The following is a 15,749-nucleotide window of genomic DNA, read 5'->3' as shown; positions in this document are numbered from 1 at the left end:
ATTAAGTAACTTTAACTATAAGTCTAAATTTCCCGAACGACACGGAAACCCCACATGGTTGAACGTGCCTGAGACGAATAATAAGCATTGCGATAAGCAGTACGGACATTATGTACGTTATAAATCCATGCACCGCCACGCAATACAGAGAAATTACACAGACCATTATTTTCTGCACCCCAACGTACTTGTGTCGTTGGTGCACCTTGATAATTGGCATGCCAACAGTCATCTACCCATTCACGCGCATTTGCGAGTACGTCGTACAATCCAAAAGCGTTCGGTAAAAATGAGCCCACAGGTGCGGTATAAGCATAACCGTCATTACAGTTAAATGCTCGCCATGCCGAAGTATTGGTTTCTGTTGTGGTTGTAGCTACATCCAAAACGTTGGCATATTTGCAGGCTTGGTCGCGTTCAGGATCATTGCCCCAGAAAAAAGTCGTTGATGAGCCAGCTCTAGCTGCATACTCCCACTCAGCTTCAGTCGGTAACCGATAGGTTTTTCCTGTTTTTTGAGATAACCACTCAGCAAAAGCCTGACCATCTTCACGGCGTACGCATACTACGGGATCTTGAGCAGTTTGAGTAAATCCAGGATTACTTGGGTTTAAATCCTTTCGATACCACATATTAAACTCACCATCTCGTACCTCCCAACTTCGGCAGCCTTGCACCTCCCAACCTGTTTCCTTTTGGAACTGCTGAAACTGAGCGACAGTGGTTTCATAAGATGCCATCGCAAATGGCTGAGTAATATTGACACGATGTTGAGGCAATTCATAAGGTCTTGCCTGTGCGGGTACTCCTTCTCTGTCCTGTTCTTCCAATGTGCCACCCATTTGATAGCTTCCTGCGGGAATCACTGTCATCTCAGGGCAAAAGCCATCTGAACAATCTTTAAATTTGAAAGCTGCTGCTGTTCCCGTATTGATCTCTACATTGGTCAATCTTGCAGGTTGAATTGATACATTCATTTGTGGCGGCTTATTAAGCTGTTTCGTTAATAAATCAATGGTTCCCTGCCATTCGCTCAGCATTTCACGCAGCATTGCAGGACGCTCTATACTCACACCCGTGCCATCATAATCTGGCGCATTACAACGTTCACGGAGAAAAGCAGCCTCTGATTGCAGCTGGGTCAATTTAGGTAACATACGTTGATCAATAAAAGTAGCTAAATTATTTTCCTGTGTGGTGAGCACTGCTTTCAATTCTTGTAAGGCTGTTAATGCTTTATTATTTTGTTCTATCGCAACTCGATATACAGTATCACACTGATCATTTTTCCAAACGAGGCTCTGACTTAAGGCGGTTAAGGCCATGGTTGTGGTTTTCAGCTTTATTTCAGAATTTACTTTTTTGCTATCATCATTACAGGCTGCCAATAAGTATCCTGCAAGAACAATGCTTGCTACTTTCACATAAGCTTTGGGTAAAGTCTCCATCATCTCGCTCCTTTTATATAATTAAATAAAACCCTTTATGTTTAAGCTACAGCGCAGCGAACACCGGTCTTGAGCATAAATAGGAATATATTGTTCATCAATAATTAAAATTTATGGGTGATTTAATTAGCATAGAAAAAGAAGCGAACTTGAAATTACTCAAGAAAAAATACAGATTAAAGTTATTCCGAAAAGTAACTCTTCATTTTTAATACATTTACTTTGCCTAAATTGTTAAGTCTTATCTGGCATTTTTCTTATGTTACAGCATTAAAAAATAAGGGCTGATAAATCAGCCCTTATTTTTAGCTAATGAACAGATTAGGTTAATTGAGCTGCTTGGATTTTCTTAGTATCAACTTGATCAGCTTCTTTTGTATATTCGCTCATCTTGTCGAAGTTTAAGTATTTGTAGATGTCAGCAGAAGCGCTGTCGATTTGCGACGCGTACTGTTGATATTCTTCTGGGCTTGGTAATTTACCAAGAACCGCAGCTACAGATGCAAGCTCAGCAGAAGCTAAGTAAACATTTGCACCTTGACCTAAACGGTTCGGGAAGTTACGCGTAGATGTCGATACACACGTTGTGTTCGGTGCTACACGTGCTTGGTTACCCATACACAATGAACAGCCTGGCATCTCTGTACGCGCACCAGCACGGCCATAGATGTTATACAAGCCTTCTTCCATCAATTGATGCTCGTCCATACGAGTTGGTGGAGCCAACCATAAACGAGTAGACAATGAACCACTCGGTACTTTGTCAAGTAACTGACCAGCCGCACGGAAGTGACCAATGTTCGTCATACAAGAACCGATGAATACTTCATCAATCTTGTCACCTTGAACGTCAGAAAGAAGTTTCGCGTCATCTGGATCGTTCGGGCAGCAAAGAATTGGTTCTTTGATGTCAGCAAGATCGATTTCGTACACTTTTAAGTATTCTGCATCAGCATCAGCTTTTAACAAGCTTGGGTTGTCTAACCACTTCTGCATGTTTTCAGCACGACGCGCCATTGTACGAGCATCGCCATAACCTTCTGCGATCATCCACTTCAACATGGTGATGTTAGAACGTAAGTATTCAGCAACTTTCTCTTCAGAAAGTGTGATTGAACAGCCAGCAGCAGAACGCTCAGCAGATGCATCAGAAAGTTCGAACGCTTGCTCAACAGTCAAGTCATTTTCCATTTCTGATAAATCAATCTCAAGAATGTTACCAGAGAAGATGTTTTTCTTACCTTTCTTCTCTACAGTTAAGTCACCCGCTTGAATCGCGTAGTAAGGAATTGCATGTACAAGGTCACGTAAAGTGATACCAGGCTGCATTTTACCTTTGAACTTAACAAGTACAGACTCTGGCATATCAAGTGGCATAACGCCTGTTGCTGCTGCGAATGCAACAAGACCAGAACCCGCTGGGAATGAAATACCGATTGGGAAACGTGTATGTGAGTCACCACCAGTACCAACAGTATCTGGAAGTAACATACGGTTTAACCAAGAGTGGATAATACCGTCACCTGGACGTAGAGACACACCACCACGGTTCATGATGAAGTCAGGTAATGTATGGTGAGTTGTTACGTCAACTGGTTTTGGATACGCAGCAGTGTGACAGAAAGACTGCATCACTAAGTCAGCTGAGAAGCCCAAGCACGCCAAGTCTTTTAACTCGTCGCGAGTCATTGGACCAGTAGTATCTTGAGAACCAACAGTGGTCATCTTCGGTTCACAGTAAGTACCAGGACGGATACCTTGGCCTTCTGCTAAACCACATGCACGACCAACCATCTTCTGAGCTTGCGTGAAGCCTTTGCCTGTGTCAGCAGGTTGTACTGGAGTACGGAACAATGTAGATGGTGCAAGACCTAATTCTTCACGTGCTTTAGTAGTCAAACCACGACCGATGATCAAGTTAATACGACCACCAGCACGTACTTCGTCTAAAAGTACAGGGGTTTTAAGCTCAGCTTCTGCAATTTGTGCACCATCTTTGAATGCAGTTACTTTTGCAGCAGCGTGATCAATTTTCAATACAACTTCGTCGCCCATATTCATGTTAGCAACGTCGATTTCTACAGGTAATGCACCTGCATCTTCCATTGTATTGAAGAAAATTGGCGCGATTTTAGAACCTAAACACACACCACCATCTTTTTTGTTTGGAATGTGTGGAAGTTCGTCACCGAAGAACCAAAGAACAGAGTTCGTTGCAGACTTACGAGAAGAACCTGTACCAACAACGTCACCCACGTAAGCAACTTGGTTGCCTTTCGCGATTAAATCTTTGATTTGGTTTAATGGACCAACTTCACCTGGTTTTTCAGGGTTGATACCATCACGCTCGTTTTTCAACATTGCGTTTGCGTGTAATGGGATGTCTGGACGGCTCCAAGCGTCTTGCGCTGGAGACAAGTCATCGGTATTGGTCTCACCTGTTACTTTGAACACAGTGATTTTGATTTCTTCAGGAACGTCAGCACGGCTTGTAAACCATTCTGCATCAGCCCAAGATTGTAATACAGCTTTCGCAGCAGCATTGCCTGCTTTCGCTTTATCAGCTACGTCATGGAATGCATCAAATACAAGAAGTGTTTTCTTCAATGCTTCAGCAGCTAACTCTGCAAGCTCAACATTGTCTAGAAGTTCAACAAGTGGTGCTACGTTATAACCACCAAGCATTGTACCTAGTAAGTAAACTGCACGTTCTTTGCTTACGAGTGGAGAAGTTGCTTCGCCTTTTGCGACCGCAGCTAAGAAAGCAGCTTTTACATATGCAGCTTGGTCAACACCTGCTGGAACACGGTTTTCTAGCAAATCGACTAGATATGCTTCTTCACCTGCTGGTGGATTTTTTAATAAGGCTACGAGTTCAGCAGTTTGAGCATCATCAAGCGGCTTCGGTGGGACTCCGAGTGCGGCACGTTCTTCAACGTGTTGGCGGTAAGCTTCTAGCACAGTGTTATTCCTCTTTTTTAAAAAATTACTTGTAAGTTCCAGCTCTTTACAAGCTTCACAAGTAATGTGGATAGCAAAATTTTACTAGACTTCGCGTTAAATGTTAATGCAACTACCGTATTTCTACGTGATGCCCATTATTTTATAGCGAAATGTTCATCTGTTTGAAATACCGCTTTGGTCTTAGGTTAAATGCTAATAAAACAATAAATTACATGTATAAAAAAAGACAAACGGTGTTGTCTTTTTTATATACACATTAAAAAAGTTTATAGTTTGGCAACTTATCGTGTGGTGTTACCAAGCATTCTTCCATAAATTGTTTCTTTAATTTTTCACGTAATGCATCCGGATCTTTTTTCAGTTGATCGGCTGGAAGTGCATAAACCGTATCCAAAATTTTAAAGATAAATTTACGGGTGGTTTCATCTTCAATCTTAGTCGCATATTCCGTTGCTTGTTTTTGCTCAATTCCATTTTGACGATCCAAGGTGATCGAACGCGCAGCGTTACCCACACTGACGCAATAGCCATGCCATTGTTCTTCAGGGGTTAACGGCTTTTTCTCAGCACAACCAGCCAAAACTAAACCTACTGCAATAAACAAAACTTTTTTCATCATCATACTGCGGCTAATTTGATGCACACATCATACTGAAACTTGTTGATTTTGCAAAAGGAAGCCTTTAAAACTGTGCTTTCCGTAATAAAAACATACAAATCATTTGCTACAACGCATGTTATTGCCTAACTTTTGACATTTTCCACCATTGGCAGAGAGATAGGTTGTCCCTGCGACCAGACTATAATGTTTGCCCTTACTATCCCAACATCTGACACCATTGCAATTTTTGACAGGGATAAGAATCTCACTTGTTGCAGTAAGATTATTCGTGGTCGTTACCGTTATAGGTTTGGCTGTTACGGCAGGTGCAGTCACTGTTGTGATTTTTGCATCTTTCGATACAGTCAATGTTTGTGTGCTTGCTGGTTGGACTGCTGCGGTGTTGCTATTCTTTTTTACAGGATCGAGTTGAGGCTCTTGTTTTTGTGCAGGCGGTGGCGTTGCTGAATAAGTGGTGATCCCTTTGGCATCGACCCACTTATAGTATTCCTTTGCATGGACTTGGAGTGTAGAACTGAGTAGCACAAAGCCAAGTACTGCCCAAAGCTGACCAAAAGTGACAGATTTCATTTACTTCCTCCAAAAAATGTCATAAAGTCTTTTATTTTCAACAATTTATATTAATTCTATCACATTTTTTATTTTCAAGAATAAGCAGCAATAAAAAACCTGCTTTAAGTGTTTAAAGCAGGTTGTTGTTTTCTTTTGATTAGAATCGCCAGTTGTAGAAAACGTCAATTGCACGTTCTAAAGACTGACTCGCCTCAAGATATAAACGACGGTTCATCTGATAACGCAAGGTCAATTTATTCACTGGTGTAAATACGCCGATACCATAACGGATAAACAGATCTGGTGTGATATAACCCGTCAGGCTGACTTGCGTATCATCTCCCGTACCCTGTGCGTCGAGTGCTAAACCACTCAAACCAAAAGTTCGACCAATCTGATTGGTTAAGGCACGTGTACCGCCTAGACCCATACTAATACCCGCAGCAGCAATGGTATTGTTTACATCTGACTTAAAGCCTTCTGTATTACTTAAACCACTACTACCTTCATTGATACGTCCAGTGAGTAAAGCATTCAGCGCTTCTTGCTCAGATAAACCCGCATCATTGTAAATTTGAATATTCGGTACTGTTGCTGTCCCTGTGACACGTACCCCGACCATACTGCCTTGAACTGGTTTATTGGCATCGATATCCAGTGTCGGGTTTGCCAACGGCCCATTAAAACGTGCAATGGCACGGTTCAGATCAAGACTTTGACCATAGGCTTCAATCTTCACTTTTTGACTGACACCAATTGCACCATTGGCACGCATTGCAGTTTCTAAGCCACGTTGTGACAGGTGTAAACGTCCAACCAGCGGAATGGTACTTTCAAAGCCTTGGAAGATGACTTGATTGCCTAAGGTTACCGTCATATCTGCACGGATATCCCAAGGTTTTGCTGCTTTAAGTGTTGCAAGCAAGTCCTGTCCTTGTTGAACCACACGAACATCTGGCGATAAATTTACAACCGTTGCAGAACTTTCTGGCATCGAAATACGGGCCCGAGGCACATCAATCGAACCTTTTAAGCTTAAACGTTGATTAAACGGATAGACATCGAGTGTTAGGTCAGGTTCCACAATCGCTGTGATCATTGGTGCTTGACGAACCAATAAGTTGTCACCTTTTAAAGTCAGATTTAAATGTGGATCATTCTTCCAGTCAAAATTACCTTTTAAACGGCCAACACCTTGTCCACTATTGAAAGCACCATCAAGACTCGCAGACTGTTGGCGTATAGAAGAATAGAGCTGAATATTACTGAGGTTGACAGGCAATGAGATCATTGAAATTGCACCATTTTTCAAGCGCATCTCACCCACGAACTCAGGTTGCGTCAAAGTACCATTCATTTTACCTGCCAGTGCAAGCGTACCCGACATAGAACGTACATCTTTAATAAATGGCTTAAAGACTTTTAACTGTACATCATCAAAGGCCACTTCGCCGCGCATCGGTATATTGGCTTGGAACGGATTGATGATGACATTGGCATAGCCTGTCCCAATATCAGGCGTTTTCATATCCACTCGGAACAGTAAACCTTCACTGATACTCTTCGCGATAAGGCTTAATTCATCATAAGTTACCGTCGTAGCAGGATCTTGTGGATCATCTGCAGCTAGGCCGATCTCACCTTTGCGCGTTACTAAACGTGCATCCAGTTTTGGATGGCTGCCTTGCGCCCATGACGCTTTGGCATAGCCATTCAATTGACCTGTCACAGCCAATCCTTCTGGCATAAACGCAGTAAAGTCTTTCAAATCCAGGTTTTTGGTAATAAATGAGAAACTACCTTTTGCTTTGCTGATACGTGCAGGCTGATCCAAACATAATTGGCTATTTGCACTTTGCCAGCAATGTTGGCCTACATATAACTCTGTCTGTGCAGTCGAATAAATAATTGATGCATTTTGGTTCTGTACCAAATTGATATTGCGAGATTTAAAGTTGCCTTTTTGGATTTGTCCTAACCAATCATTTTTTGGATTAAAACCACCTGCAAGTTGCACATAAAAGTTAGATTGACGGTTTTTACTTTCCACCTTTAATACATGTGCTTTACGTGTACCTGCCAAATTCACCGTGGCATGTTCAATTTCACGGTTGCCATTACGAAGTTGATCCAAGGTTGCAGTTAACTGTGTTGGCATAGTTTCAGAGGTAGGTAATTCCCCCTGTACGCGCAATGAACGGATGCTAACTAGATCATTAAATGCAAAACCATCAACAATCATATTCGCGGTTGCTTTTATGCGTGGTTGTGACTGTACATTTAGGCTTCCGTAAGCACGACCTCGCAAACCAGGATAAAGCTCATACAATGCAGGTGCATTAAGCTTAATACGTAAGTTTTGCGCATTACCTGTTGCTTGAAGCTGATTCTGGGCGTATGAAAAAAATAAGTCATTAGCTTCAAATTGTTGTGGTAAGAACCCTTCTTGATTTGAGTCCAGCAGCAAGCTGAGATTGCCACGACCACGAATTGGCTTGTTATTGATAAAGCCTGCTGCATTGAGTTCACGAATATCAATACGTTTCAGCTTATCTGACCAAACACCTTGCGATTTAACTCGACCAGAAACCTCACCTTTTACACTCGAAACAAAATAGTGTGGCTTAAAACGCACCAACGAAGCATCAATATCCCAACCCAATTTATCTTTGAGATTGACAGCGCCCGTTGCATAAATTTTCCCAGCAACACCATCATGATTTAACTCATTGATCTTGATGTAATCAGGTGTACCTGCAACCTTGATTTTTAAAACGCCATTACCTTGGTTCAATGCATTTAAAGAGCCATCGTAATTGACCGCAAAACTTTTAAATCCACCACCTGCTTTTTCGTCATTAAACATCAACGCAGCAGTACTTTTGCCTTTTAAAGCAATGGTTTCTTTTTGATTCGCTTGCGCCAATTGACCTAATAAATCAATCTGTTCGAGCTGAATAATTTGTTGGTTTGGCTTAGCAAAACCAGTGGCCTTGATTTCCCCGTTCAATAAATTTACAGGTGCTGCAGCAGCTACAGTTTGCGGATTAAAATCCTGCGCTTTAAGCTGTGCTTGCCATGAAAGTTGTTGTTTTTCAGTTGGTAATTTAACTTTGGCTTGCCCCGACAAACTGCCTTTTTCTGCTTCATAACGGAAGTTTTCGACATTTAAGAGATTGCCTTTGACATCCAAACGCGCATCATACTTACCCGTTGGTAACAGTGCCTGTTCATGCGGACGTATCGTGGTGGTCAAATAAATATCTTGCTGACCTTCTTTTAAAGTCAGATTGGTATGACCTTCCTCACTGCTTAACCACCCAATGTAAGGCATGGCACGGTCAATGCCTTTCCAAGAGACATCTAATAACATCGGTTGTGCTTTATTATTTTTTTCTTCAGCTTGATTCAGCTTCACAGCCCATGTTTCATATTTATCAAATGCCAGTTGAGCATTGAGCACCAAACCTTTTTCCATTGAGCCTGTACTGCTTAAATTGGCATCAAGGTTTGGTGGTAAGAAATCTTGCGCGATTTGAGGTACCGTCTTATCTTTTGGATCTAAACGATCTAAACGACCTTTTACATCCCAAGACACATGGTCATGCCAATTTACAAAACCCAGCAGGCTCACGGCTCCACCCATCAATTGGCCATTCAATTCGCGAATATTCAATTGATGCGTTAAATCGGTATCCATCAGCGCCGTATATTTACCTTCTGGAACTTGTTCGCCTTTCAAATCAGTATCTAAACTCAAGACCAGTTTTTGAATATCGCCACTGAACTTTGCCACACCATCTTTAGCAAAAAGTTTTTGTTCTTTTAATAACGGTAAATGATAGTTTCTTAAATATAGCTCACCATTCATTGGTACGTGTTCACGTACTGGATGAACAACTGCCCAGCCTGTCAGCAAGTCTGGCGTCCGTGTTGCCACACCGACTCTCAAGGTATCTAGACTACCTCTCGCTGCAACTTTAATTGTCTCAATGTCTAAACTTTTTAATGATGGAATGATTAGGTCTGCATTGGCATTTAAGGGATATTTACCATTGAAGTCCATCTCTCCCGTTGCATTTTGCACCGATAGAAATTCCATCTTCATACGAGAGTCTTCAAACTTTAATTTGGTTTCTGACCACAGCGCATCTTTCAGATAAATATCACTAAAATCGACTTTTGATGTTGTGGTTTGAAGTTGTAGATAATCTAGACTTGCTTCATCCACACGCAGTACAAAAGGCAATTTGATCGGGTCAAAACCAAACGGCTTGCCAGAAGGTGGTTTCTTATCAATAATTTTTAGATTACGTACATCGGCATGGCTCAGATGCACTTCTTTTTTAAGGATCGCTCTCCAACCCAGTGACACGTCGGCACGGTCTAAAGAAACATCAACCCCAGTTAATCTCACCAAAACATTTTTGAGGATAATGCCTGAGATCAGATTACCACTTTCATATTCATATTTAATGGTTTTTTGGCTTTGAAGTACACGATCTAATAGAAAACGGCTACCCTTGTCAGTTGACATCATCACAGCGAGAGAACTAACCAATAATAAAATAATGATCAGCACGATCAACAGAGTATTCCGTAGGATACGCCGCTGCTGTCTTGGTCCAGTTGGAGGGGTAAGTTGCTGTTCTTCTACTTCCGTCATAATCAACCCGAGATAGTTTTGCCCTTATAATGTAAAGGGCTCAATAAAGTTTTTAAAGCTGTGGACCAATAAAGAAATGCAAGCGAATTGGATTGTTGTCATTAGAGATACCTGATGCGATATCTAATCGAATTGGTCCAATTGGTGATCTCCAGCGGATACCAACCCCCACGCTATATTCTGTTGGGTTACTAAATTGTTTGTCATAGGCATTACCGAAGTCCGAAAACACAGCAGCACGCCAGCCATCTTTAAATTGATAGTTATATTCTAATGAGCCAACCCCTAAAGCTTGACCACCTAATTTATAGCCATTTTCCTCAGGTGATAAACTTTTATAGTCGAATCCACGTAAAGACTGATCACCACCGGTAAAGAAGCGTAAGTTATAAGGTACTTTATTAAAGTCATCGGTAAAGATATAGCTTGCATCACCACGACCAACAAATTGATGGTTATCGTTTTCACCCAATGAATAAATGAAACGCCAACCTGCACTGACAATCGCCATATTGGCATCTGAGAGTAAAGACTCAGTACCCAATTCAACTTTATAAGTCTGTTTAAAACCTCGGGTTGGGTTCAAGCGGGTATTAGCATTGGTCTTCGATGCTTCATAACCCAACAGTAATGATTCCTGCTCAGAGTCAATTCCAGAGACCTTAAAGGCATCTGGAAGTTCATCGATATCAACATCACCTTTTTTGGTTAAACGATCTAAACGATAGCGCAAACCAAAAGTATGCTGCCAATCACCGAGTGGGTTTTTAATGACACGCTCACCACCGATGACCGCTGACTCAACCAATAAGTTAACATCAGGACCAATGTCATCACGTGTTTCACGTTCATAACCACCCACAAGGTTAAAGTAGTCATTTAATGGATGTTTATAAGGAATACTATAGCGGCCATCGATCGATTGACGAATTTCCGAAACCTCAACGTTGGCATCGAAAGAATGACCATATTTATTCACAATCGCACGACGATACTGGGTACGAATACGTGCTCCAGTATCCGTTCCATAACCAATACCTGTCTCTAAACTATTCAGACGATCTGCATTGAGTGTCACCACTACAGGAATTTTTCGTTCTGTACGTGCTTGTTCTTCCAGTTTTTGACGTTCTTCATCATCATCGTCATGTGCGGGAGGCATCGGCATTGAACGCGCCAAAGCTGGCTGTGCAGGCTCAGCGCCCGAGAATTGTGACTCATCCACCACGTCCTGCGTGACCTCTTGAGCAGAGGTAATTTTTGCGCGCGCAAGATCTGCTTGTTGTTGACTACTCATCAATTGTGATTCTTGCACACGTTGCTGATCGACCAAAGCCTGCAAATCGGGTGGCAAATCCAAAGGTGGCTGAATCGCATCTGGTTTAATCGTATCAACCAAGGTGTAGTTAAAATAACGCGAGTTGGTTAAGTTATTCGCCAAAACATTGACACGCCAGAAGGCATAATCATCGCCTTCTTTCCACGGAGCCAAGCTATCTAAAACTTTCTGAGTGAGTGGCAACGGCTTACTCGGATCACTCATCCGATACTCAACTTGCTTTAACTTATAACGCTCGCCTGTTTCATAATTTAAATTAATCTCAGCTGTTTTTTCAGGCTGGCTAATTTTGACATCATGCAAACGCCAAAAAGCATCAAAATAACCATTGTCAGAGGCAACCGTGGTGATTTTAGTTTTGGTCGCTTCATATAAACCATGATTAAAAATATCGCCTTCATCTTGTTCTGGAATTAAGCGAATCACTTGAAATTGTGGTGTATTTGCACCTGCACCTGTAAATTCAATATTTTGTTCTTTGATTTTGACAGGTTCATTTGGAACCACAATGACCTTAACCTTACTTTCACTCTCTTTTACAAAGGTATAGGTTGCATTGTAATAACCAACTGCCTGTGCGGCCTGATTGGTCAATGCACGAAGTTGAGGTAAAGCGACATTAAATTCTTCAAACGATTCTTGAGTGAAACTTGATAGCTTAGCCTTGATATTTAATGCAAGGATAGGTGGTGCACCGCTTACATCCGCAGTAATGCGCGGAATTTTATCTGTAGCTAGTAAGTTTCCTGGACGCAAACGATTTACCATTCGCTTAAAGAATCCAACCTTTTCCTGCGGTTGATCAGACTTAGGCTGCAAATCGGCTAATGTTTTACCAGCTTCATTGGCCTCAACCACGATTTTACTGTCTGCTTGGATCTCACCCATCAACTGGTCAATATTCAGCGGTGCCTGCTTAATTTCAGTCAACTCTGTCTGTGACGCATCAGTAATGATTGGTTCAGGATTCCTTGCCGTGTTTTCACGATAAGCCTGTGCTTCATTTTTTGCATCTTCAGCCACACGGAAGATTTCATTTGCCATACTTTGATCCACTGGAATCACTGGCAAATTTTCTAAATTATCGTCAAGCTGAATTGGTTTTAATTCATTAATCTGATGCGTTGATTGTTCTTGCTCTTTTAACGCAGCCAAACTGTCCTGTCCTGGCAATATCCCATCAACAGCAGTATTCTGCACTTGCTGAGTTGGCGCAGCAGCAACAGCGAGTTCGGTAGGCTGTTCAGCCTGTTCAATTGCTTGATTTTCAGGCACGATTGGATTTTGTTCCTGAGCATAAGCAACTGATATGCAAGAACTAATTAAAAAACCACTACAAATAAGTTTAGGAAAACCCTGCATTTTAAAAATTAAATGCATAGAATGAACCAGTGTCGACTGTTTAAACTTCGTTTTAGATGGCATGTAAAACTCTAAATTTGTTTTTTAATTTATCGTTTTTGATGGGTGAAATAACTTCAAATCTTTGATTTTTCATCCAATCAGACAGAGCTATCATACATGCATTTCATCACATTTTTACAGTTCGTCACATTTTTTTATAAATCACAATGAAGTGAACACACGATGAAACAAGACGAGCACTTAATGACATCACGTCGGTTCGCCCCGATGTTTTTCACTCAGTTCTTTGGCGCACTTAATGATAATGTTTATAAGCAAGCGCTGCTTTTGGTTATTACTTATGGGTGGATTCAACAACAAACTGCGCCAGTCAGCACGTTAAATAATTTAGCTGCATTATTGTTTATTTTGCCTTACTTCTTCTTTTCTGCAACTGCAGGTCAAATTGCAGACAAGTACGAACGTTCTCAGCTGATTCGCTTCATTAAAATATTAGAAATCGTGATCATGTTGATTGGTACTGCAGGCTTTCTACTTGGAAATTTGTGGTTACTGCTGTTCGCCTTATTTTTAATGGGTACCCATTCGACCTGTTTTGGTCCAATCAAATACGCCATTTTACCTGAGATCCTCAAGCCACAAGAACTCATGTCAGGTAATGCTTTATTCCAGTCTGGAACATCGATTGCAATTTTATTGGGGATGATTTTGGGTGGTGCAGTTATTGCCACTTCAGAAGGTAACCTAATTTGGATTAGTGTGACTGTTGTCACTATTGCATGCTTAGGCTATTTATGCAGTCGTTTTATCCTTCCTCAGAAAGTTGCAGCACCTGACTTAAAGATTGATTGGAACTTCCTGCGTACCAGTCATCAAACCATTAAATACGCGAAAAGTATTCCAATCGTGTTCGTCATTTTGTTGGGTAACTCTTGGTATTGGTTCTATGGTGCAACCTATTTAACCCAAATTCCACAACTGACCCAGCAAAATTTACATGCTTCTGAAAATGTGGTGAGTCTCCTACTCACCTTCTTTTCGGTTGGGATTGGTGTCGGTTCTTTGCTTTGCCGACGAATTGGCGGTTCAGACATCAATATCAAAATGGTGCCATATGGCGCAATTGGCTTAACTGTTTTTGCCCTATATTTGGCAGCAAGTCTGGCCTTTGTACCTGAGCGCACGGGTGAATTACTCAGCTTAAAAGATATGTTTACGCTCGGTGCAGTCTATTACCATGTCATGCTTGCGGTGACTTTACTGGGGATTAGTGGTGGTTTTTATATCGTGCCACTCTATGCCATGATGCAAGCTTATTCGCCACGTTCACATCGTGCACGTGTAGTTGCTGCAAATAACATTTTAAATGCTGTCTTTATGGTCTCTTCCGCAATTTTCTCAATTTTAATCTTAAGCATTTTGAAAATTGATATTAAAATCTTATTTACGATTACCGCTGTTTTAAGTGCAATTTTTTCATTTTGGCTATTAAAACGCCTAAAACCTTTATTAGAAAATGCACCCAATACTTTAGAGGATTGATATATGCGTCATTACACAGGTCTCGATAAAGTTATTCATTCTTTTGATCAAGCCTTACGTAGTTTGGTGCCAGGTGCAACCAGTGCACAACGCAGCAACCCCGCCAATGATGAACCGTCACAACTCTGCGTGAGTGATGCTCGTCATGTTGCGGGCTTGATGCGCGTGAATCATAGCGGTGAAGTCTGCGCTCAAGCGCTCTATCATGGTCAGGCATTGACTGCAAAACTGCCACATGTACGTGAAGAAATGCAACAAGCTGCGATCGAAGAACAAGACCATTTGGCTTGGTGTGAAGATCGCTTAAAAGAATTAGACAGCCATACCAGTGTATTAAACCCAATTTGGTACGGTTTATCGTATGGCATGGGCGCAATTGCAGGTATTGCAGGTGACAAATACAGTTTAGGCTTTGTGGCTGAAACTGAACGCCAAGTCAGCCAACACTTACAAGAGCATATTCAGCAACTTCCTGCACATGATGACCGCTCACGTAAAATTTTGGTACAAATGAATGAAGATGAATTACATCATCGCGATACAGCCCTAGAAGCAGGAGGCGTTGATTTACCAGCGCCTGTACGTATCACCATGACGGCCATATCAAAATTAATGACCAAGACCAGCTATTATCTCTAAGCCACACAAGGGAATTGCAGCAAAGTAATTCCCTTTTCTTTTTGAAGCGGATGATGTGATTTAACGAAAAATGATTTTGCCTTTATCTGTTGAATAACGATCGCTCCAAAAACTCTGCGACTGCTTGTCTAAATCTGTAAAAATAGTGTAATCGATTTTACCCTGTCTAAAACTTAGCTGATCATTCTTCTTTACTGCAATAACACGCGTGTCATTCACCCAAACCCGCTGCTGTTGATCAATCTTGATCAATGCAAGTGGACTTCCGTCAGACCTCTCTGCAATCCATTGAGGCGCTGGTGTCGATGCAGTTGGACTGGGTGTTTCAATCTCTTGCTCAACTAAACCTGCATTGCTATTTTCCTGTTTAGTCTTATTGATATCACAGCCTTGCATTTCACTGACTTGTGTACAGCCTGATTGTTCTAATTGTTGTCTATATTTGGCGTCAATAGCATAAGCCGTATTCATGCTGCCATAAGCAATAAAACCTAAAATAATAAGTAATTTGGTCTGCATTAATCCTTCCTTCACGCTTCCTTGATGAAGTATTTAAACATCCCGCTATGTTTGAGTATGTAATTCAAATGTTTTAATAAAAAAACCCATGAT

9 protein-coding genes are annotated in these 15,749 nt (G+C 41.4%); 2 read left to right on the top strand and 7 right to left on the bottom strand.

Annotation, left to right across the window (positions count from 1 at the left end; translation table 11 throughout):
• Positions 1–23 precede the first annotated feature (23 nt).
• The 6 genes from MMO42_RS15880 to MMO42_RS15855 all read right to left on the bottom strand — a co-directional run bounded on the left by MMO42_RS15880 (position 24) and on the right by MMO42_RS15855 (position 13,016).
• Complete coding sequence (locus MMO42_RS15880) at positions 24–1,448, bottom strand: formylglycine-generating enzyme family protein (protein ID WP_241321287.1); 1,425 nt, start codon at positions 1,446–1,448, stop codon at positions 24–26.
• 321 nt (positions 1,449–1,769) lie between these two features.
• Positions 1,770–4,409 carry a bifunctional aconitate hydratase 2/2-methylisocitrate dehydratase gene (locus MMO42_RS15875; RefSeq protein ID WP_241321264.1) on the bottom strand — a complete coding sequence of 880 codons (2,640 nt, stop codon included), beginning with the start codon at positions 4,407–4,409 and terminating at the stop codon, positions 1,770–1,772.
• A 259-nt stretch (positions 4,410–4,668) separates the two neighbouring features.
• The gene (locus tag MMO42_RS15870; RefSeq protein ID WP_241321286.1) at positions 4,669–5,028 is read right to left on the bottom strand and encodes a hypothetical protein; all 360 of its coding nucleotides are present in this window, start codon (positions 5,026–5,028) and stop codon (positions 4,669–4,671) included.
• Positions 5,029–5,130: 102 nt separating this feature from the next.
• Positions 5,131–5,604: a DUF4124 domain-containing protein gene (locus MMO42_RS15865; protein WP_241321263.1), complete on the bottom strand. Its 474-nt coding sequence runs from the start codon at positions 5,602–5,604 to the stop codon at positions 5,131–5,133.
• A 139-nt stretch (positions 5,605–5,743) separates the two neighbouring features.
• Positions 5,744–10,252, bottom strand: coding sequence for a translocation/assembly module TamB domain-containing protein (locus MMO42_RS15860; protein ID WP_241321262.1), 4,509 nt, complete (start codon positions 10,250–10,252; stop codon positions 5,744–5,746).
• Between the two features lie 52 nt (positions 10,253–10,304).
• The gene (locus tag MMO42_RS15855; RefSeq protein WP_241321261.1) at positions 10,305–13,016 is read right to left on the bottom strand and encodes a BamA/TamA family outer membrane protein; all 2,712 of its coding nucleotides are present in this window, start codon (positions 13,014–13,016) and stop codon (positions 10,305–10,307) included.
• Between the two features lie 162 nt (positions 13,017–13,178).
• Between MMO42_RS15855 and MMO42_RS15850 the strand changes: the two genes are divergently transcribed.
• Positions 13,179–14,498 (top strand): MFS transporter, encoded by a 1,320-nt coding sequence (locus tag MMO42_RS15850; protein WP_241321260.1) that lies wholly within the window; start codon positions 13,179–13,181, stop codon positions 14,496–14,498.
• Positions 14,499–14,501: 3 nt separating this feature from the next.
• The gene (coq7, locus tag MMO42_RS15845; protein WP_241321259.1) at positions 14,502–15,137 is read left to right on the top strand and encodes a 2-polyprenyl-3-methyl-6-methoxy-1,4-benzoquinone monooxygenase; all 636 of its coding nucleotides are present in this window, start codon (positions 14,502–14,504) and stop codon (positions 15,135–15,137) included.
• Between the two features lie 60 nt (positions 15,138–15,197).
• Here coq7 and MMO42_RS15840 read toward each other — a convergent pair whose 3' ends face one another.
• Positions 15,198–15,656, bottom strand: coding sequence for a hypothetical protein (locus MMO42_RS15840; RefSeq protein ID WP_241321258.1), 459 nt, complete (start codon positions 15,654–15,656; stop codon positions 15,198–15,200).
• Positions 15,657–15,749: the final 93 nt, after the last annotated feature.

The organism is Acinetobacter sp. ANC 3882, from assembly GCF_022549545.1.
In the GTDB taxonomy this organism is placed as follows: Bacteria; Pseudomonadota; Gammaproteobacteria; order Pseudomonadales; family Moraxellaceae; genus Acinetobacter.
The sequence above is the reverse complement of the archived record's forward strand: the minus strand, read 5'-3'. Positions and strand labels throughout refer to the sequence as shown.

Coding starts and splice junctions, on each gene's coding strand:
- MMO42_RS15840 (WP_241321258.1), bottom strand. CDS start 15,656: ATGCAGACCAAATTACTTATTATTTTAGGTTTTATTGCTTATGGCAGC.
- MMO42_RS15860 (WP_241321262.1), bottom strand. CDS start 10,252: ATGACGGAAGTAGAAGAACAGCAACTTACCCCTCCAACTGGACCAAGA.
- MMO42_RS15855 (WP_241321261.1), bottom strand. CDS start 13,016: ATGCCATCTAAAACGAAGTTTAAACAGTCGACACTGGTTCATTCTATG.
- MMO42_RS15850 (WP_241321260.1), top strand. CDS start 13,179: ATGAAACAAGACGAGCACTTAATGACATCACGTCGGTTCGCCCCGATG.
- MMO42_RS15865 (WP_241321263.1), bottom strand. CDS start 5,604: ATGAAATCTGTCACTTTTGGTCAGCTTTGGGCAGTACTTGGCTTTGTG.
- MMO42_RS15880 (WP_241321287.1), bottom strand. CDS start 1,448: ATGGAGACTTTACCCAAAGCTTATGTGAAAGTAGCAAGCATTGTTCTT.
- coq7 (WP_241321259.1), top strand. CDS start 14,502: ATGCGTCATTACACAGGTCTCGATAAAGTTATTCATTCTTTTGATCAA.
- MMO42_RS15870 (WP_241321286.1), bottom strand. CDS start 5,028: ATGAAAAAAGTTTTGTTTATTGCAGTAGGTTTAGTTTTGGCTGGTTGT.